General features: G+C 66.4%; 12 protein-coding genes. 6 read left to right on the top strand and 6 right to left on the bottom strand.

The features are described 5' to 3' along the window. Positions 1-48 precede the first annotated feature (48 nt). Positions 49-1,263, top strand: coding sequence for a chloride channel protein (locus QSJ34_RS11130; protein ID WP_285575143.1), 1,215 nt, complete (start codon positions 49-51; stop codon positions 1,261-1,263). Continuing rightward, entirely contained in the window at positions 1,260-2,384 is a 1,125-nt protein-coding gene (locus QSJ34_RS11125; RefSeq protein ID WP_285575140.1) for a glycosyltransferase family 2 protein, read from the top strand. The genes QSJ34_RS11130 and QSJ34_RS11125 overlap by 4 nt, the downstream gene beginning before the upstream one ends. A gap of 171 nt (positions 2,385-2,555) precedes the next feature. Here the strand turns inward: QSJ34_RS11125 and QSJ34_RS11120 are convergent, their stop codons facing one another. Then, positions 2,556-3,740: a PleD family two-component system response regulator gene (locus tag QSJ34_RS11120; RefSeq protein ID WP_285575138.1), complete on the bottom strand. Its 1,185-nt coding sequence runs from the start codon at positions 3,738-3,740 to the stop codon at positions 2,556-2,558. A 1-nt stretch (position 3,741) separates the two neighbouring features. Continuing rightward, the gene (locus QSJ34_RS11115; RefSeq protein ID WP_285575136.1) at positions 3,742-6,165 is read right to left on the bottom strand and encodes an ATP-binding protein; all 2,424 of its coding nucleotides are present in this window, start codon (positions 6,163-6,165) and stop codon (positions 3,742-3,744) included. 100 nt (positions 6,166-6,265) lie between these two features. Between QSJ34_RS11115 and recA the strand changes: the two genes are divergently transcribed. Beyond that, a complete protein-coding gene (gene recA / locus QSJ34_RS11110) occupies positions 6,266-7,324 on the top strand; it encodes a recombinase RecA (protein ID WP_285575134.1) in 1,059 nt (352 codons plus the stop codon). 133 nt (positions 7,325-7,457) lie between these two features. After that, complete coding sequence (locus QSJ34_RS11105; protein WP_285575132.1) at positions 7,458-8,414, top strand: isopenicillin N synthase family dioxygenase; 957 nt, start codon at positions 7,458-7,460, stop codon at positions 8,412-8,414. Between the two features lie 6 nt (positions 8,415-8,420). Here the strand turns inward: QSJ34_RS11105 and QSJ34_RS11100 are convergent, their stop codons facing one another. After that, positions 8,421-9,662, bottom strand: coding sequence for a DUF1444 domain-containing protein (locus QSJ34_RS11100; RefSeq protein WP_285575130.1), 1,242 nt, complete (start codon positions 9,660-9,662; stop codon positions 8,421-8,423). A gap of 59 nt (positions 9,663-9,721) precedes the next feature. Between QSJ34_RS11100 and moaA the strand changes: the two genes are divergently transcribed. Next, positions 9,722-10,726 (top strand): GTP 3',8-cyclase MoaA, encoded by a 1,005-nt coding sequence (gene moaA, locus QSJ34_RS11095; RefSeq protein ID WP_285575128.1) that lies wholly within the window; start codon positions 9,722-9,724, stop codon positions 10,724-10,726. Positions 10,727-10,739: 13 nt separating this feature from the next. Next, entirely contained in the window at positions 10,740-11,726 is a 987-nt protein-coding gene (locus QSJ34_RS11090) for an isoaspartyl peptidase/L-asparaginase (protein WP_285575126.1), read from the top strand. 7 nt (positions 11,727-11,733) lie between these two features. Here QSJ34_RS11090 and QSJ34_RS11085 read toward each other — a convergent pair whose 3' ends face one another. The 3 genes from QSJ34_RS11085 to QSJ34_RS11075 form a co-directional block, all read right to left on the bottom strand. Then, positions 11,734-12,012: a hypothetical protein gene (locus tag QSJ34_RS11085; protein ID WP_285575124.1), complete on the bottom strand. Its 279-nt coding sequence runs from the start codon at positions 12,010-12,012 to the stop codon at positions 11,734-11,736. A 93-nt stretch (positions 12,013-12,105) separates the two neighbouring features. Further along, positions 12,106-12,789, bottom strand: coding sequence for a hypothetical protein (locus tag QSJ34_RS11080; RefSeq protein ID WP_285575122.1), 684 nt, complete (start codon positions 12,787-12,789; stop codon positions 12,106-12,108). 75 nt (positions 12,790-12,864) lie between these two features. Further along, the gene (locus QSJ34_RS11075; RefSeq protein WP_285575120.1) at positions 12,865-17,946 is read right to left on the bottom strand and encodes a PKD domain-containing protein; all 5,082 of its coding nucleotides are present in this window, start codon (positions 17,944-17,946) and stop codon (positions 12,865-12,867) included. Between the last annotated feature and the right edge of the window lie 163 nt (positions 17,947-18,109).

Raw genomic sequence — 18,109 nt, 5'->3', positions numbered from 1 at the left:
TCCGCCGCGCACCCCCTGGCCCTCCCCTCGCGGCTGAGGAGCCTGCGGATGATCGCCCAGGCCCGCCGCCTGGCCCTGGCGGTGCTGCCCCTGGGTGCCTTCATCGGATTGGTGGTGGCCTGGGCCCTCTCGGGCCTCGATCACCTGAGGCACCTCATCAGCGGCCACGGCTGGGCCCTGGTCGTCCTCACCGTCTCGCCCCTGCTCGGCCTCGTGCTGACGGGCGCCTGGCTCAAGGCCACGCGCATCGGCGAAGTGTCCCTCGTGAAGGATCTGGCCGAAAGCCAGACCGATCCCCTGGGGGCCTTCGGCTTCTGGCCGAGCCTGGGCAAGACCATGGCCTGCGCCCTGACCATCGGCTTCGGCGGAAGCGCCGGCATCGAGGGCCCCGCCAAGTGGCTGGGAGCCGCCCTCGGCGCCCAGTTCCACGCCATGCTCCGCTGGATGGCCCGGCGGGTGCCGCGATTGCGACGGGTGATGGCGCAGCCCGGCGTCGTCGTGATGTCGGGTTCCGCCGCGGCCCTGGCGGCCGTCTTCCGTGCCCCCCTTTCGGGCGCCCTGCTGGCGACTGAACACGACGGCCATCTGAATGCCACCCAGGTCGCGCCCGCCCTCGTGGCCTCCGCCACCGGCTACCTGGCCTTCATCGCCCTGCGCGGCACCGCTCCGCTGCTGGGCGTTGTTAGCCCCTACACCCTGCGGATGCGCGAGATCTTCTGGGCGCTGCCCCTCGGGCTGGCCTGTGCCGTGGGCGCCTCGCTGTTCCGCCGCCTGCTCCGTTTCAGTCGGCACCACCTGCGTCCGCTTCCGCTGCCCCTGCGCGGGCTCGTCGCCGGTCTGGGCCTGGTGATCCTGGCCCTGCCGGGCGCCTGGTTGTGGCCGGGCCTGCCCGTCACCCAGGGCGGCGGCCTGGACCTGGTCACCCACGTGCTTCACGGCGGTGTCCTTCCCTCGGCGGCCCTGGCCTTCTTCGCACTCAAGCTCACCGCCACGGCCCTCACCTTCGCCGGGGGTGGCGTGGGCGGCACCTGGCTGCCCTCCGTGACCATCGGCGCCTGCCTCGGCGCGGCCTTCGATGCCTGGGCCGGACTCGGCCAACCGGGGCTCTTCGCCATGGTCGGCGCCAGCGCCTTCGCGGGTGCCGTGCACCGTACGCTGCTGACGCCGGTGGTGTTCCTGGCCGAGACCACGGGCCAGGCGGCCCTGGTGGTGCCCGCCCTCGTCGCCACGGTGGCCGCATTCGAAGGCACACGGAACGAATGAATCCCGTCGATGGCGTCGCCTGGATTTCCTCCGGCTTGATCCTGGCGGGGCTGGCCGTGCTGCGCCGCCACGAGGCCCGGCTCCCCCACCTGGACTCGGACCCCGTCCTGTCCGATCCACCCTCCGTGTGCCTGTGCATCCCCGTGCGCGACGAGGCGCGCGAGCTGCCCGCGGCGCTGGACTCCTGGCTGGCCCAGGACCATCCGGAGTTGAAGATCCTCGTCGTGGACGATGGCTCGACGGACGGCAGCACCGAGATCCTCCGTGCACGGGAGGCCGCACACCCGGCGCGTCTGCGCGTGCTGCGCAACGACCACCTGCCGCCGGGCTGGCTGGGGAAGAACCATGCCCTGGACCTTGCTGCCAGGCAGCCCGAAGCGACATCTGCCGACTGGCTGCTCTTCGCGGATGGCGACGTGCAGGCCGCACCCGATCTGCTGCGCCGCGCCCTCGCCTTCGCAGCGGCGCAGCCCACGGACGTGCTCGCCCTGATCCCCGCCGTGGATGTGGAAGGCCCGGCCGAGCGCCTGATCCTGCCCGTCGCGGCCTCGGCCTTCCTCATGCTCGTGCCGCCCCACCAGGTGCCCAATCCCCGGCATCCTGCCTTCTGCGGCGTGGGCGCCTTCACGCTCATCCGCCGTGCGGCTTACGACGCCGTGGGCGGCCACGCCGCCGCGCCCCTGGAGGCCATCGACGACATGATGCTGGCCCGCCGCGCGAAGACTGCGGGTTTCGTCAACCGCGTGGCGCGGGGCGGGCCCGACCTGCACCTGCGCATGTACCACGGCCTGGGCGAGCTGGTGCGGGCCATGCGCAAGAACACGGCGGCCCTGCCCGCCTGGTACCTGCTGCCGTTCACGATTCCCGTCATCCTGATCGTCGGACTGGCGCCGCTCTGGATGCCCTTCGCGGGATATCCCATCCTCGCCCTCCTGCTCTGGCTGCTGGTGCCGGCCATCATCGGCGACGTGCAGCAGCGCCTGACGCGGCGCCCCATGGATCTCTGGTGGGCCCTGTGGCCGCTGAACGCCGTCGTCTTCGCCGTCGGAACCCTGTGGGCCTTCAGCGACCGGCTGCGGGGCCTCAACCACTGGCGGGGTCGGAACGTGCCGCTGAACTGATTCCAACTCGGGTTCGAAAAGATCCACCACGGAGGCACGGAGGGCACTGAGAAAAGCACAGAGAAAAGCGCTGAGAAGAACATGGGAAGCACCAGGTTCTTCTCCGTGTCCTCCTCCGTGCTTTCCGTGCCTCCGTGGTGAATCCTTCGGATCACAAACCGGAAGGAACCTTTAGGCGCCCTCGAACAGGCTCAGCGTATCGTCCAGGCGGCGCAGGATGGCGAGGATGCGGAAGGGCTCCACGGTCACGTAGTCCACGGCGCCCGCGGCCACGGCGTGGTGGCGCTTCTTGGCCTCGTCTTCTTCGGTGCCCGCGAGGATCACGGGCACGGGGCAATCCTCCTGCGCCACGAGCTGGCGGCAGAGTTCGAGGGGGCTGGCCAGCCGCAGCTGGTTGTGGATGACGACCATGCGGGTGCGGCCCCACTCTGCGCCTTCCTTTTCGATGCCCTTGAGCTGTGTCTTCACGGGGCCCTTGATGTGATCGAGCATGGCCAGCCCGAACTTCCGGCTGAGGGCCTCGCCCAGGCGGCGGGCGAATTCTTCTTTCTCCGTGAGCAGCAGGATCATGGGATCGCGGTCCACGATGATCTTGATGGTGGGCAGGGCCGCGGCGCGGTTGATGCGGGCCGTGGCCTCCTGGAAGCCGCGGGGCGAGAACTCGTCCTTGTCCTGCTGGGCCTGGAGTACCTGCTGATCCTGGATCCAGGTGCGGTACTGATCCAGCATCTTGGCGTCGGCCTGCTTGGTGAAGCGCAGACCCACCAGGTTCTCGCCGAAGTAGGCCACCGTGGTCGGTGCCCGCAGGCGCAGGTCACCTTCCAGCGGCACGTCCAGCAGCGATTCCTCGCCCATGCGCAGGAGTTCGCGGATGTCCTGCTTGGTGTTGCGCAGCACCAGTTCGAGGCCCTCCTCGCCGAAGCTCTGCACCGTGCCGTCGAGCAGGGCGTTGCGCGTGTTGGTGAAGGTGGCCGCGTGGGCCTGGCTGGGCGGGCGGTCGGGGATGAAATCCGCCAGGCGGTGCAGGTCCGAGCGGCGCATCACGCGGGGGATGGTGGCCAGGCAGGTCTCCACGCCTTCCAGAACCTCCTGCCCCGTGTGTGACACGACGCACTCGTACTCGAGCCCGCGGTCCTTGAGCTTGATGGCCAGGTTTTCGCCCGGCTTCAGGCCCCAGGCACCGATGTCGTCGAAGGGCATGCGGAAGGCCATGCGCTCGCCATCCTCCGTCAGGATCGGGAAGGCGGCCCGCTGGGCCTTGTAGGCCACTTCCAGCTTGGTTCCGGCGAGGCAGAGGCGCTGGAGGGCCATGCGGATGGCCGTGACATCTTCGAGGAGGGCGGTGGATTTGCTCATTTCAGGCCCCTCCGCCCAGGGGGGGCACGGCGCCCGCCGGAAGCCAGCGGGACAGCGCCCGGTGCAGCTCGTCGACGCGGACGGGTTTGGGAATGTGATCGTCCATGCCCGCCTCCAGGCATTTCTCGCGATCCCCCACCATGGCGTTGGCCGTCATCGCGATCACCGGCAGGCGGCGGCTGCCGCGCTCCCGCTCGCGAATCCGTTGCGTGGCCTCGAACCCATCCATCTCAGGCATCTGACAATCCATCAAAACCAAATCGTAGGCCACGCCCACGAGGGCGTCCAAGGCCTCGAGGCCCGTGCAGACCACGTCGGCCTCGATGCCGAATTTCCGGAGCATGATGAGGGCCACCTTCTGGTTCACGAGGTTGTCTTCGGCCAGCAGCACGCGCACCTTGGCCGGGACTTCCGCCACCAGCATGGGCACGGCGGCGGCGCCGCCATCGACGGCGTGGCTCGCGGGCTCCAGCAGGCGGCGCAGGTGGCTGGGCCGCGCTGGCAGGGTCAGGAAGGCCTGGACGCCGCGGCGGGCGGCGGCCTCGCGCAGCTCGGGCCGGTAGAGGGGGCCCGCGAAGACGACAGCGCCTTCGCCCTCCGCGGATACGGCCGCCTCCAGGGCCTCGGGCCCCACGAGAATCACGGAATCCGGACGGCGGACTTCGCGTAGCCACGCAGCCGGATCCGCACCAGTGGGCAGGATGCGGGCTTCCACGCCCCAGGCCTCGGTCTGTTCTGCGATCAGGCGCGCCGCGGCCGGAGGCAGGCCCAGGAGAAGCAGCGAAGTCGTGGCCGGGCGCACCGGCGCCAGCCCTTCCCGCACGCCGAGGCGGAGGGTGAACCAGAAGGTGCTGCCTTCATCGGGCACGCTGGTGACGCCGACGCCGCCGCCCATGAGTTCGGCCAGCCGCTTGCAGATGGTGAGCCCCAGCCCCGTGCCGCCGTACTTCCGCGTGGTGGAGCTGTCACCCTGGAAGAAGGAGGTGAAGAGTCGGTCGACGACCTCCGGCTTCATGCCGATGCCCGTGTCCTGGATCTCCACCCGCAGGAGAACCTGGCCCTCCGCTTCCGATTCGGGCCGCACGCGGACTTCCACCGAGCCTTCGTGGGTGAACTTCAGGGCGTTGTCCACCAGGTTCGTCAGCACCTGGCGCAGCCGCGTGGGATCGCCAGCCACGGCCAGCGGCGTCGCCGGATCCACGAAGACGCCCAGCTCGACGCCCTTGGCCTCGGCCTTCACCGCGAGCACGGCCTGGACATCCTCGATCACGGTGAGGAGGTCGAACTCCAGGGTTTCGAAAACCAGCTTCCCGGCCTCGATCTTCGAGAAGTCCAGGATGTCGTTGATGAGCGTGAGTAGGGCGTCGCCGCATGAGCGCACGGTCTCTGCGTACTGGCGCTGCTCGGCCCCCAGCGGCGTGTCCAGCAGCAGGCCCGTCATGCCGATGATGCCGTTCATGGGCGTGCGGATCTCGTGGCTCATGTTGGCCAGGAACTCGCTCTTCAACCCCGACAGCTCGAGAGCCTTGTCGCGGGCCTCGGCCAGTTCCAGATTCTTCCGTTCCAGTTCTTCGGCCGCTTCCTCCAGCTTGATCTCGGCACGCCGCCGCTCGGTGATGTCGTGGTACTGCCACAGCTGGCCCAGGTATTCCTCACCCACGATGATGGGCACAAAATCAACCGCCATGATGCGGCCGTCGACCAGCTCGAATTCCTCGCCCTGCACGGGTTTCCGGGCCTCCGTCAAAGCCTCGGCCCGGGCCCGGAAGCCCACCGGATCCGCCAGCAGGGGCAGGCACTCGTCCAGAATGTCCCGGGTGTCGCTCTCCACCAGCACGTGGGCCGGCACGGGGACGTGGAACATCTGGCAGAAGGTCTCGTTCAGCAGGGCGATCTTGCGGCCCTCAGTCTCCACCAGAATGCCCGCCTGCATGTTCTCGATGAGGGCGCGGAGGCGGCTCGTCGCCACGCGGAGGACGATCTCCGTGTGCTTGCGCTCGGTGATGTCGCCCAGGGTGCCCGAGATGCCGAGCACGACACCCGATTCGTCGAAGGCGATGCGCTGGTGGGCCTCCACCCATTTCACGTCGCCGGACTGGGTGGGAATGCGGAACTCGCTTTCGAAGACCGCCTGCCCCGTGTCCACCGCGTAGGTGAGCATGTTCAGGTAGCGGGCGTTGTCGGCCGGATGCAGGAAGGTCAGAAAGGGCCGCCCGAGGCTTTCCTCCACCGGATAGCCCGTCAGGTCCGCCCAGGCCGGGTTGAGGAAGGTCCACTGGCCCTGCCGGTCGATCTGGAAGATCACTTCCTTCAAGTCTTCGACCAGGGCCCGGTACCGGTCGGCCTCGGCCTGGACCGCGGCCAGCCGGGCCTCCAGGGCGGAAACAGATGCAGAGGAAGGGGAGGCCGGGGCGGGGTTCGACATGCTCCCTCTTCTTCGGCCGGCCCGGCCAGAATCCTAAAAAAAGATTTCTTGTTTTTTTCGCTTTTTGCCCCATCCTGGAAAGCACGCATCTGGAGGACCCATGGCCGCGGCCGAGCAAGACGATCGACTGAAAGCCCTCACCCGCACCGTGGCCGACATCGAGCGGGCCTTCGGCAAGGGCTCGATCATGAAGCTGGGCGACCGCATGAGCGGCGCCGAGGGCATCGAGGTCATCAGCACCGGCTCCATCTCCCTGGACTCGGCCCTGGGCGTCGGCGGCGTACCCAAGGGCCGCATCGTCGAGGTCTACGGCCCAGAGGCCAGCGGCAAGACGACCCTGGCCCTCCACATGGTGGCCCAGGCCCAGAAGAAGGGCGGCCTCGCCGCCTACATCGACGCCGAGCACGCCCTCGATCCCGAATACGCCCAGAAGCTGGGCGTGGATGTGGCCAACCTCTTCATCAGCCAACCCGACAGCGGCGAGCAGGCCCTGGAGATCTGCGACCAGCTCGTGCGCAGCGGCGCCCTAGACATCATCGTGGTGGACTCCGTGGCCGCCCTGGTGCCCAAGGCCGAAATCGACGGCGAGATGGGCGACAGCCACGTGGGCCTGCAGGCCCGCCTCATGAGCCAGGCCCTGCGCAAGATGACCGGCACCATCAGCAAGACCAACAGCTGCGTCGTCTTCATCAACCAGATCCGCATGAAGATCGGCGTGATGTTCGGCAACCCCGAGACCACGACGGGCGGCAACGCGCTCAAGTTCTACGCCTCCGTGCGCCTGGACGTGCGCAGCATCCAGAGCATCAAGGGCAACACCGGCGATCCGCTGGTGGCCGCCAAGGACGAGGATTCCTCCGTCATCGGCAAGAAGACCAAGGTCAAGGTCGTGAAGAACAAGGTCGCGCCGCCCCTCAAGGTGGCCACCTTCGACATCATGTATGGCGAGGGCATCAGCCGCACCAGCGAGCTGGTGGAGCTGGGCACCCAGTTGGAGATCATCCAGAAGAGCGGCTCCTGGTACAGCTACAAGGACAGCCGCCTGGGCCAGGGCGCCGAGAACGTGAAGAAGCTCTTCAACGACAACCCGGAGCTGGCCGACGAGGTCGAAAATCTCATCCGCGAGCGCCTCGGCATGAAGGGCGCCGTGGAAGTCTAGAACCCATCAGCTGCAGGACCTTTGGAAGGGGTCGGCAGACGGCGGTGATCCTCACGGGTCGCCGCCGTTTTTTTTGACGGGGGCCGGCGGTTCCTGTCGCGTCAGCTATCATGGCCGATCCTCCGAGGTCCCCATGGCCAGCCCCGCCTTCCAGGTCGAAACCGTCCACCTGTCCCAGTTCCGCGAAGGCAGCGCCCGGGAGCGCGCCGACTTCATCCGGGTGCTCGGCGACAGCTTCCGCCACACGGGCTTCGTGAAGGTGGCCGGGCACCGGGTCCAGCAGACCGACGTGGACGGGGCCTACGAGGCCGCCCGGGCCTTCTTCGCCCTGCCCGAGGAAACCAAGCGCCGCTACCAGGTGCCCGGGGGCGGAGGCGCCCGCGGCTTCACCAGCTTCGGCAGCGAACACGCCAAGGACAACCCCGTGGGCGACCTCAAGGAATTCTGGCACGTGGGCCAGGAGCTGCCTGCTGGCCACCCCCTCCATGCAGCCTACGGCGACAACCTCTGGCCCGAGGCCGAGGTGCCAAGCTTCAAGGCCCACACCCTCGCCCTCTACCACGCCCTGGAAGACTGCGCGGGCACCCTACTGGAGGCCCTCGCCCTCTACCTGAGCCTTCCCGAGCGCAGCCTCGCCGACATGATCCTGGACGGCAACTCCATCCTGCGGCTCATCCACTATCCGGCCCTGAAGGACCGCTACCTCGAGGGCGGCGTGCGCAGCTCCGCCCACGAGGACATCAACCTCATCACCCTCCTGCCCGCCGCCACGGACTCCGGGCTGCAGCTGCTGGACCGCGACGGCGTCTGGCGCGCCGTGGACGGCCTGGCCGGCGAGATCGTGGCCGATGCCGGCGACATGCTGAGCCGCCACCTGAACCTGAAGATCCCCAGCACCACGCACCGCGTGATCAATCCCGACAGCGCCGAGGCCGTGCGCTACTCCATGCCCTTCTTCTGCCATCCGCGCCCCGAAGTCGTGCTGGACTGCCCCGAGGCCCTGCTTGAAGCGGGCGAGGCCAAGCGCTTCGAGCCCATCACCGCCCACGCCTTCCTCATGCAGCGCCTGCGGGAGATCGGGCTTATCTGAACGGACCTAGTCCTTGTCCTGCACGCCCAGTCCCGCCCCCTGGAGGTGGCGCGGCAGGTTGGGGGTGGGCTGGGTCGCCAGGGGGCTGACCGAAGGCGCTGGGGCCTGGGCCCGGGGCGGAGCGGCAGGCCGGGCGGCGGCGGGGGCCTGGAGGCTCCGCATCTGTTCGGCGGTGGCGAAGCGCTCGAGGCGCGACAGCTGTTCAGCGTTGGGGAAGCCCTCGTAGCGCACGCGGCGCGGGCCCCAGATGGCCACGGGCTCGCCCTTGATCTCGTGGATGCGCGGCAGGGTCTGGCGCGCGAAGATGCCCAGCGGTTCGCCGTTCCGGGCCGAGAAGGCGATGAGGTCCGTCTCCGGCAGCAGCACCGGGGCCCCTTCGGACCAGAGGGCCATGGTGAGCGGCTTGCCCTGCCCGGTCTTCACCATGCTGACGATGGCGGGCCGGCCCAGGGCGGGGTCGAGATCCTCCTCCTGGTGGCGCAGGGCTTCGATGAGGTCCATGTGCTTCAGTTCGCGCTGGGGCGAGGACATGGGATGGGGTTCCTGGAGCCGTGCGGTCATCAACTGGTCGCCGACGCGCTCGATGACGGCCAGTTGAAGGGGTTTCGCACCGGACTGGAGGCTGCGACCCACTTCGTCCATGAGCTTGGGCAGGAGGATCTGGGGCACCGCCAGCAGCGTGTCCGCCGAAGGAATGGCGAGGAAGGGGTGCTGGTCCTTGAAGAGTCCGGACCACACCTCAGGCAACAGCAGGCGCGCCGCATCGAACCCATCGCGCCAAGGGCTGCGGTAGGCACCGGAGGGCAGGCGTTCGAAGCTGCCTTCGCTGCGATGGCGAAGGTGATCCAGGGCCACCTCCAGCACATCGTCGGCGCTCTGATCCCAAAGCTTCGGCCAGGCCGCGGGCATTACCGTGTCCTGCACGCGGATACGCTGGCTCAGGCCGTCAATGAAGCCGCGGCTCCAGCGATCCTCGCGTTCGGCCACCCAGGCGGGCACCAGTTCGGGCCGCACGTGATCCTGCGCGTCGATCCAGGGCTCGGGGAGGGGTAGGCCCTTTCCGCAGAGCTCAGCCACCGCGTCGGCCCAGGCTTCCCGCTCCTCGGCCTTGCGGTGGGCCTCGAAACCGGGGATCAGCGCCGCCAGGCCCGGGAGGTCGGCGGACAGCCCGCGGGCCTCCAGCAGGGCCTCCAGGCTCGGCAGGGGCGCCACGTCGGCGCGGGAACGGAATCGATCGAAAAAGCCCATATCTGCAGATCCACCCAAACAATCCATTGTGACCGAGGAAACGAAATTATGCTTGAGGTATGGAGCCTCTCGACACCCTGGGCCGCCCCCTCAAGGCGCTGCGCATTTCGGTCACCGACCGATGCAATTTCCGCTGCAGCTACTGCATGCCCAAGGATGTGTTCGGGCCCGACTATCCCTTCCTGCCGCGGGAGGCCCTGCTCAGCTTCGAGGAGATCACCCGGCTGGTGCGGATCTTCAGGGGTCTGGGTGTCTCCAAGATCCGCCTCACCGGGGGCGAACCGCTCCTGCGGCGGGAGCTGCCGGCCCTCGTCCGGATGATCGCCGCGGTGCCCGGCCTGGAGGACCTCGCCCTCACCAGCAACGGCGTGCTGCTGCCGGATCTGGCGCCCCTCCTGCGCGAGGCGGGCCTGAACCGCCTCACCGTTAGTCTCGACACCCTGCGCCCCGAGCGCTTCCGCGCCCTCAGCGATACGGATCTGCCGCTCGCGCGCGTATTGGAGGGCATCGCCGCGGCCCGCGCCGCGGGCTTCGGCCCCCTCAAGCTCAACTGCGTCCTGCAGCGCGGGGTCAATGACGACGAGGTCCTCGACCTCGCCGCCTTCGCCCGCGAGCAGGGCCACACCCTGCGCTTCATCGAGTTCATGGACGTGGGCGCCACCAACGGCTGGCGCATGGAAGCCGTCGTACCCGCCGTGGAGATCCACGGCGTCCTGCACGCGAAATGGCCACTGGAGCCGCTTCCCGAGGCCCAGGGTGGCGTGGCGAAGGGCTGGCGCTACCTCGACGGGAAGGGCGAGATCGGCCTCATCGCTTCCGTCACCGCCCCCTTCTGCCGCGGCTGCGACCGCGCCCGCCTCTCGGCGGACGGCCACCTCTACACCTGCCTGTTCGCAAGCGAAGGGCTCGACCTCAAGGGCTTCCTCCGCAGCGGCCACAGTGATGCCGACATTCATTCGCTGCTGGCCAGCCACTGGTCGCGCCGCGGCGACCGGTATTCCGAACTGCGGCGCGCCGATACGCCCGGCCTGCCCCGCATCGAGATGTCCCACATCGGCGGCTGAAATCGAGGCACCCATGCGCCTGCTCGCGTCCCTCCTGTCCGTGGCCTTCACGGCCGCCCTCGCGGCCGCGCCGCCTGCTGCTGTCGTCCATGGGGGCGCCGGCAGCCCGCGCGTGCGCATGGACGGGACGGATCGCGCCGCCGCCAAGGCCCTCCTCGAGCTCAAGGCCGGGCGCAGCGCCCTCGAGGCCGCCCTGGCGGGCGTGGTGGTCCTGGAGGATGATCCCCGCTTCAACGCGGGCACCGGCGCCAACATCCGCCTGGATGGCAAAACCATCCAGATGGATGCGGCCTGCATGGATGGTGAGACCGGCGCCTTCGGGGCCGTCGCGGCCATCGAGCGGGTGAAGAACCCCGTGCTGGTGGCGCGCAAGGTCATGGACACGCCCCACCTCCTCATCGTCGGCGAAGGCGCCACACGCTTTGCGCGGGCCATGGGCTTTCCCGACTACGATCCCACCTGCGCCGAGAACAAGGCCCGCTTCGCCCGAGTACAGACCATCCTCAAGGGCACGGATCCGCGCCAGCTCGACGCCTGGAAGCGCTACGACTGGAAGAAGGCCTGGAACTTCCCCACGCCCCTGAAGGAGGCCCTGGGATCGCCGGACACCGTCGGGTGCGTCGCGCGGGATGCGAAGGGACGCTTCGCCGCGGCCATCAGCACCGGCGGCACCACCATCACCTTCTACGGACGCGTGGGCGACGTGCCCATGTACGGCGCGGGCATCTTTGCTGGACCCAAGGGCTCCGTGGCCTGCACGGGCAACGGCGAGGACATCGTCAAGCACCTGGTCGCCAAGACCACGTACGACCTGCTGGAGAAGGGCCTTCCCGCCCAGGAGGCCGTGGATCGCGCCCTAGCCGCCTTCCCCGAGCGCATCGACCTCGGCCTCGTCGCCATCGGACCCGAGAGCACCGGGGGCGGCTGCAACTACTCCGCCGAGAAGAAGGCCTTCGTGAAGGATTACCGGAACCAGATGGCCTGGAGTCTCGCCCAGTAGCGGACCTTCATTTGCGCGGGACCGGCTTCGGATCCGCGGAGCGGGCCTTGCGACGGGCCAGGTCCCTGGCCATGGCCGCCCGCGTGTCCTCACTGACCTCGCCCACCACGCCCGTTCCGCCCTGGGGAGGCGGAGGCGTCTCGGCCTCCTCCGCCTTGGCCGGCGGCTGAGGCCGTGGCGCCTTGGATTCCTGCACCCAGCGCACCTGCGTGGACAGGGCCCAGGCCAGCCCCGCGAGCAGGGTCCCGCCGATCAGGCAGAGAAAGAAGACATCCCGCCGACGCATGACGCCTTTCCTGGAAGCGATCCGCTTCAAGATGAAAGGGCCGAGGAGGGGCGTCCTGCCCGCTTCCCCGGCCCCTTCAGATGCTCATCGGGCCTAGAACTGGATGCCCGCGTAGACGGCGCCGGACCAGGTGGGCGCCATGGAGCGCAGGGTCTGATCGTCGATCTGGGACATGGGCAGGATGGCGCGCTGGCTGGTCTTGATGGCGGCCACGCCGGCCTCCCCGCCGAGGATCGTCACCACCGAGCCCGTCTTGATCTTGAGGTCCAGGCTGGCCCGCACCCAGGGGCGGAAATAGACCGCGTGCGCGTCGATGTCGCCCGTGCCGCCGTTGGTGGTGGAGTAGGTTCCCTTCGGGTTGATGGTCTCGCCGCGGCCTTCCAGGTGGAGGCCAAAATCCACTGCGGACCCCAGCGGGAACAGGTAGCCCGCGCCCACGCTCCAGTAGCTGTAGTAGACCTTGACCTTGGTGACGTCGAGGACGTTGGGGGGCGGTGTCGAGCTGATGTCGCGGTTGGTCACCATGTGAGCCGAACTCTGGAAGCGGGCGGCCAGCTCCCAGTACCAGCGCGATTCATCCGAGGTGCGGCCCATGAGCCGAAGACCGGGACCCGTCTGGAAGTTCGCCTGGTCCTTGACGCCCTGGCCCAGCAGGACGCCCGAGGTCTGGACGGCCTCACCAAAGATCACGATCCGCGCGGTCATATCGTCGGGCTTGTCCTGGGCGCACAGCGCGCCCGTGGCGAGAATCGCAGCCAGGATGCTGAGGGGTTTCACAGGTCCTCCTTCGGACTCGGATGAAAAAATCGGGCACCCTGGACCGGAATCCGGGGTGCCCGCATGAAGATCAGATCAAGGGGCCACGGGGGTCGCGGGCCCGTTGACGACAACGATATCCCAGGGGTAGTTGAAGGGAACTTTGTGGCCTTGGCTAACATCAATACCGCCCGGCTTGAGACTGATGGGTGCCGTGGCAGTCTTGATGGCTTCAATCCACTCAGGGCGGTTGACCGGGCGATACCCAGTCTGATTCTTCAACACCGAACGCAGCGCATAGATGGTCACGGTGGCGCTGCTCCCAGCCTGAGGGCGAAGCTCCGGTGGCACGTCGAACCAGCAGTAGCCTGGGGCGACAGTGTCAGTTCCATCGGACTTTGCGCCAGCAGCAGGGGTGTTCTGAGAGGGCAGGAACCTGCGGGCATCGGTAAGAATCGGGTCCGTCACACTCTGGTTCCCCGTTCCAACCGGATAACCTCCCGGCAGCAAGAAATGAGAGGTGTTGTTGTTGGCAGTCAGTTCGACCACCCAGAAATCTGGTGCAATCACCTCGGAACTCGAATCAGTGGTCGGATTGAACCATTGGATCCGGTAACCGCCGAGAGTCTGGCCGTTCAGGCTCCCGTCGCCGTTCCTTCCACGCTTGTCCACCATGGTGTCCTGGGGGGGCAGGAATCCCCAGGCCGAGACAGGATCAGTGGAGGAACCCGAGAAGCTGGTCGGGAAATGATGGACTCCCCCGGCCTGCCATGTGCGAGAAATGAGCGCCCCGGGTGCCGCATTGTAATTCGGGTTAAAGGCCGTCCAGAAGAATCGGCCAACCCCCGTGGTCAAGGGTGTGCCTCCATTAATGGCGATCGGCGAAGCCGTGAAATCAAAGGTTCCACTCTCAGTCACATTCAGGTCGAAGGAACTGTTGTCGGGGAAGATCGAGTTCAGCTTCGGCCAAGCTCCAGCAGGTGCGCTGTAGAAGAACTTGGGAAGCAAGATGTCGGTGTCGACCGCGGGGCTGGAGCACGGAACCGTGATTCTGCCGAGTGGAGTAGTTGTATTCAGCAGGGCGTTATCTGTATCAAAAGAACTGGCGCTGGTGCGATTCATTACCAGAGGCCGCGCAAAGGCCTTGGACCAGAGGTACTCTGCATAACCGAACGAGGCGCGATGCAAGAATGGATTATAAACATTCGGATTATAGGGCTTCCTATTAACATCATTGGAATTATAAGGAACTGCGATCGAACTCAAGCCGCCCTGCAAGGCCAGGGTCCCAGGAGCGTTCGTCAGAATGCCCTGCATGAAAGTTGTGGCGGTTAGGTCCAGCGCCGTCGGATTTGTGTCCGACAGGCGGCTATTCGGCAGTCGGTTAATCAGGCTGTCGAAATCATATGGATCGGAAGTGCTGGCAGGCGCGCGATAAGCCTGAATCCCGGTGACACTGAAGTGCTCCGTACTCTGGTTGTCCGTATTGTATTTTGAACTGTCGATGATGAAACCCATGTCACTGGGGGTGTTGATCGTCTGAAGTGACCCAGTCGCAGCCTTGCGCCGGTCGGCATCAGTAGTGCTGGTGGTGTCGCGGTAATACTTGTCTGAATTGAAATCCATGGTTTCGCCAGCCTTCAGGCTGATCCACCACTCGCCAAAGCTTTGGTAACCCTTCAGGCCGGAGAAAGCACCAATGTTGTTGGACCGTTCAACAAATTGATCGTTCGCCCCTAGTGGATCGGTCAGCGGCACCGAGAGTCGGTCCAGCCACCGCAAGTTGGGCTGATAGAGGAGATCACAAGTAAGGTTGTTGAAGAGATCAATGCTTCCCTGGATTCGACGTTGATCCGAAGGTGCAGTCTCCGTTGCGAAGCCGGCAGCCGTCACCACCTGGAGGGTGGGATTATAGGGTGGCGTTGCATTGGCGAACCCGAACAAGGTGCCCTTCGAAGGATCTGGAGTGGCGTTCCCGAGCGTCGTGTCGACTCCGGGCTGATTGGGGATCCGGAAGATGTACCCGAAATCATTCCCGAATTTAGGAATGCTGACCCAGAAGGGAAGGTTGGAACGAACGGGAATCGACACCGTGGCCTTGGTGGCATCGGTGACGGGATAGGAGTTGCTCAGACCATCCTGGAAAATCTGGACCGGCTGTCCCATCCCATTGGCAAGGCTCCTGACGTAGTCATAGGTGTCCGCCAATTGCGTATCCGAACGTGTGCGGTACAGGAAACTCAGGACGAAATTCTGAGTCTGGGTGCCATCCACCAGTACCCACTTCATATTGGTCTTCGGATTCAGTTCGATTCGGTAGATTGACGTGCTATCCGGTGCTACGTCAGCCGGTGTGCCCACCGCAACCCAAGTGATCGTGGTACCCGTGTTCGCGGTAATCGCACGAAGCTGTCCGGCACCCGCACCTGAAACGATCCTCACATAGGAGCCAACCCACTGATTGGCAGTCCAAGCCTTGGTGGTATCAATCAGGGTTGTGGTGCTCCCACCCGTGGCGGTCCCGGAATCAAGCACCCCAGAGGTGCGTCCATAGGGGTCGGTTACCGTGAAGGTCACCAAGTTCGCCGTGATGACACCCGGGGTACCAGGGAAACTGACTTGGCCCGGATGCTGCTGACTGGAACTACTCGGAGAACCTCCCGGGAAGGACCAGGACACCGTGACCTGCTCTCCACTGGCTGGAAGGGTGTAGGTCCCGTCAAAGATGAGCTTGCCACCCAGAGGAAGCACGACGACATCGGGATCTTTGGCCCCTGCGGGAATGGTGACGCCCTTGATGCTTCCGGGAGCCGGCAGGGTCCCGCTGGATTGCGGGGAGGTAATGGTCGACGTTGGAAGGGTATTGAAAGCCAGATTGAAGGTCAGTGTCACCGGAGTGGCCACACCCGTCAGAGTGCCGTTGGAGGAACGGCCATCGTTGGCCGAGACGATGACGGTGGCGGAGGGATGCCCGGAAACCCAAGCATCCGTGAAGACGTGCTGGATCGAGATGTTCGCACCAACCTTGGTATCCGTGGTGGTGGCTCCAGTGGTCGGAGCAGAACCATCGCCCCAGTCCACGCTATAGCTCACCGGATCACCGTCCTGATCAGTGAGGGTGAAAGCCACTGGCACCGGCTTTGAACTCCAGGCTGAAGAAGTCGGCGTAACAGGAACTGTCACAACGATCTGGGGGGCATGGTTGGCGCCCATCGTCTTGATCGTCATCACAGGCCCCGTGGTGGGCAGGCCCTGGATGCCCACCGTGTCCACCGCATAAGCAGATGGCGCGGCCGTGCGCGTGCCCGTCGCAGCAGCACCCGGATACTGGACTGTGAAGGTGTAGCTGCCGCCCCCGTTGCTGACCTTGTTGGTCACGATGGCACCGGGATCGTTCGGGGTAAACGTGATGTTGGCGACAGGAAGGGGGTCAACCACCCCGGGGCTTCCGGCCCGGGGATTCGTGACGGTCAAGCCGAAGTCCTGAAGGACCGAGGCACTCAGATCCACGTTCAGAGTCGTGGCCCCAGGGCTCACGAAGGTCACCACCGGCAGGGGCGTCGTCACCACGGGGAAGGCGACCACCTGGCTGTAGTCGCCGGTGCTGCCGTGATTGTCGACGGCCCGCACCTTCACCTGGGCGTTGCCCGTGAAGGTGGCGGCGTAGGTGTGGTTGATGGTGGTCGTGGCGGAATTCTGGACGCCCGTGCCATCGCCGAAATCCCACTGGTACTGCGCGATGGTGTCGCCGGCATCGGGGTCGGTGGCGGCGGCGGTAAACGTGTAGGCCTTGTTCTGGTACAGCGTGGCCGTCGGCGTGGACACCGCGGACACGGGCGCGCGGTTGGCCAGCACGTTCAGGCTGAGAGTCTGGACGGTCACGCCGCCCTTCCCGTCGTCGGCCGTGGCCTTGACGACGGTGGGGCCCGAGGCCAGGAAGCTGTGGATGACAGGGTTGCCCGTCGCCACGGTGGTATCGCCGAAATCCCAGCTGATGGTCGGGGTGTCACCGTCGGCATCGGTCACCGAGGCGGTGAAGGTGAGGGGCACATTCGCATAGGGTGTGCCCGCGGGCGTCTGCACGATGGTCACGGCAGGCGCGGCGTTGGCCAGGATGTTCAGGTTGAGTGTGATGGACTTGAGGCCACCGGTCCGGCCGTCATTGGCCGTGAAGGTCACGGGGTAGACACCGGCCGCGGCGAAGGTGTGGGACTGGTTCAGCGCAGCGCTCGCCTGGGTGGCGCTCACGTCGCCCTTGCCGGCGTCCCCGAAGGTCCAGGTATAGGTGAGCGTGTCCCCGTCGGGATCGACGGCCGTGGCTGCGAAAGCGATGGCGACGTTCTGCCAGGTGGAGTTGGCCCCGGCGGGAATCTGGGGCGTGGCCACCATGGTGATGGCGGGCGGATTGTTGACGAGGGACACGGTCTTGATCGTGACCACGGGGCCCGTGACCTGGACGCTGCTGACGCCGTTGGAATCGACGACCTTCACCTTGGGCGTGGCGGTCCGGGACGTCAGGGTGGTGTCGGCTGGATAGGTGGCAACGACGCTCCAGTCCCCGCCGCCCATGTCGGTGGCAGTGGCCACGGTGGCCAGGGCGTCACCCGGATCCAGGACGATGCCGGAGGCGCTGACGGTCCCGGTCCCCGTGTTCGTCACGTGGACCTGGTAGGTGAGGGCATAGCTCGATCCCAGGGCCGGATTGATGGTGATGGCCGAAGCGGGCGTCGTGAAGGCCACGGTGAGCGGCGAGGGCGCGGCCGTGATGGTGAACGCATGGGTGGCGGCCGTGGAAAGCAGGCCCGCGCTGTTCTTGGCCACGACGCTCAGGGTGGCGGATGCGCCCGTCGTGTAGGCATAGGTGTAGGTCGCGCTGGCCTTGCCGCCGGCCAGCACCGCGGGGGTGGTGACCTTGGTACCGTCGCCGAAATCCCACTGGAATTCCGTGACGGCGCCGCCGATGTTCGGATCATTGCCACTGGCGCTGAACGTATAGGTCTTGAACTGCACCAGGGAGGTGTCGGCGGGGGCCCAGCTGTCGAAGGTCACCGTGGGCGGCACGCTGGTCTGGGGCAGGGTTCCACCGCCGGTGGATTTCCCGCCGCCGCCGCAGCCCATGATTCCCAAGAAAGCCGCCGCTAGGACGAGACCAAGAATCCCGCGCTTTCCCTGACTCATATACAACCCCTGGGAAATGAACATCGTTGATAACGTTACAGTAGGTAAAGCCAACTGGTAAAAAGAAAAGCGAAAGAATTCGGGCTTTCTTCCGGTCTGAAATCGAGGGTGGGGAGCCATCGTACCAGACCCACCTCCTTCAAAACACATCCCCGGCCCCTGT

The sequence above is a fragment of the Geothrix limicola genome (genome assembly GCF_030268085.1).
Taxonomy (GTDB): domain Bacteria; phylum Acidobacteriota; class Holophagae; order Holophagales; family Holophagaceae; genus Geothrix; species Geothrix limicola.
This window is presented reverse-complemented; position numbering and strand designations above follow the sequence as displayed.

Coding starts and splice junctions, on each gene's coding strand:
- QSJ34_RS11100 (WP_285575130.1), bottom strand. CDS start 9,662: ATGGGCTTTTTCGATCGATTCCGTTCCCGCGCCGACGTGGCGCCCCTG.
- QSJ34_RS11105 (WP_285575132.1), top strand. CDS start 7,458: ATGGCCAGCCCCGCCTTCCAGGTCGAAACCGTCCACCTGTCCCAGTTC.
- recA (WP_285575134.1), top strand. CDS start 6,266: ATGGCCGCGGCCGAGCAAGACGATCGACTGAAAGCCCTCACCCGCACC.
- QSJ34_RS11090 (WP_285575126.1), top strand. CDS start 10,740: ATGCGCCTGCTCGCGTCCCTCCTGTCCGTGGCCTTCACGGCCGCCCTC.
- QSJ34_RS11085 (WP_285575124.1), bottom strand. CDS start 12,012: ATGCGTCGGCGGGATGTCTTCTTTCTCTGCCTGATCGGCGGGACCCTG.
- moaA (WP_285575128.1), top strand. CDS start 9,722: ATGGAGCCTCTCGACACCCTGGGCCGCCCCCTCAAGGCGCTGCGCATT.
- QSJ34_RS11115 (WP_285575136.1), bottom strand. CDS start 6,165: ATGTCGAACCCCGCCCCGGCCTCCCCTTCCTCTGCATCTGTTTCCGCC.
- QSJ34_RS11125 (WP_285575140.1), top strand. CDS start 1,260: ATGAATCCCGTCGATGGCGTCGCCTGGATTTCCTCCGGCTTGATCCTG.
- QSJ34_RS11075 (WP_285575120.1), bottom strand. CDS start 17,946: ATGAGTCAGGGAAAGCGCGGGATTCTTGGTCTCGTCCTAGCGGCGGCT.
- QSJ34_RS11130 (WP_285575143.1), top strand. CDS start 49: ATGATCGCCCAGGCCCGCCGCCTGGCCCTGGCGGTGCTGCCCCTGGGT.
- QSJ34_RS11120 (WP_285575138.1), bottom strand. CDS start 3,740: ATGAGCAAATCCACCGCCCTCCTCGAAGATGTCACGGCCATCCGCATG.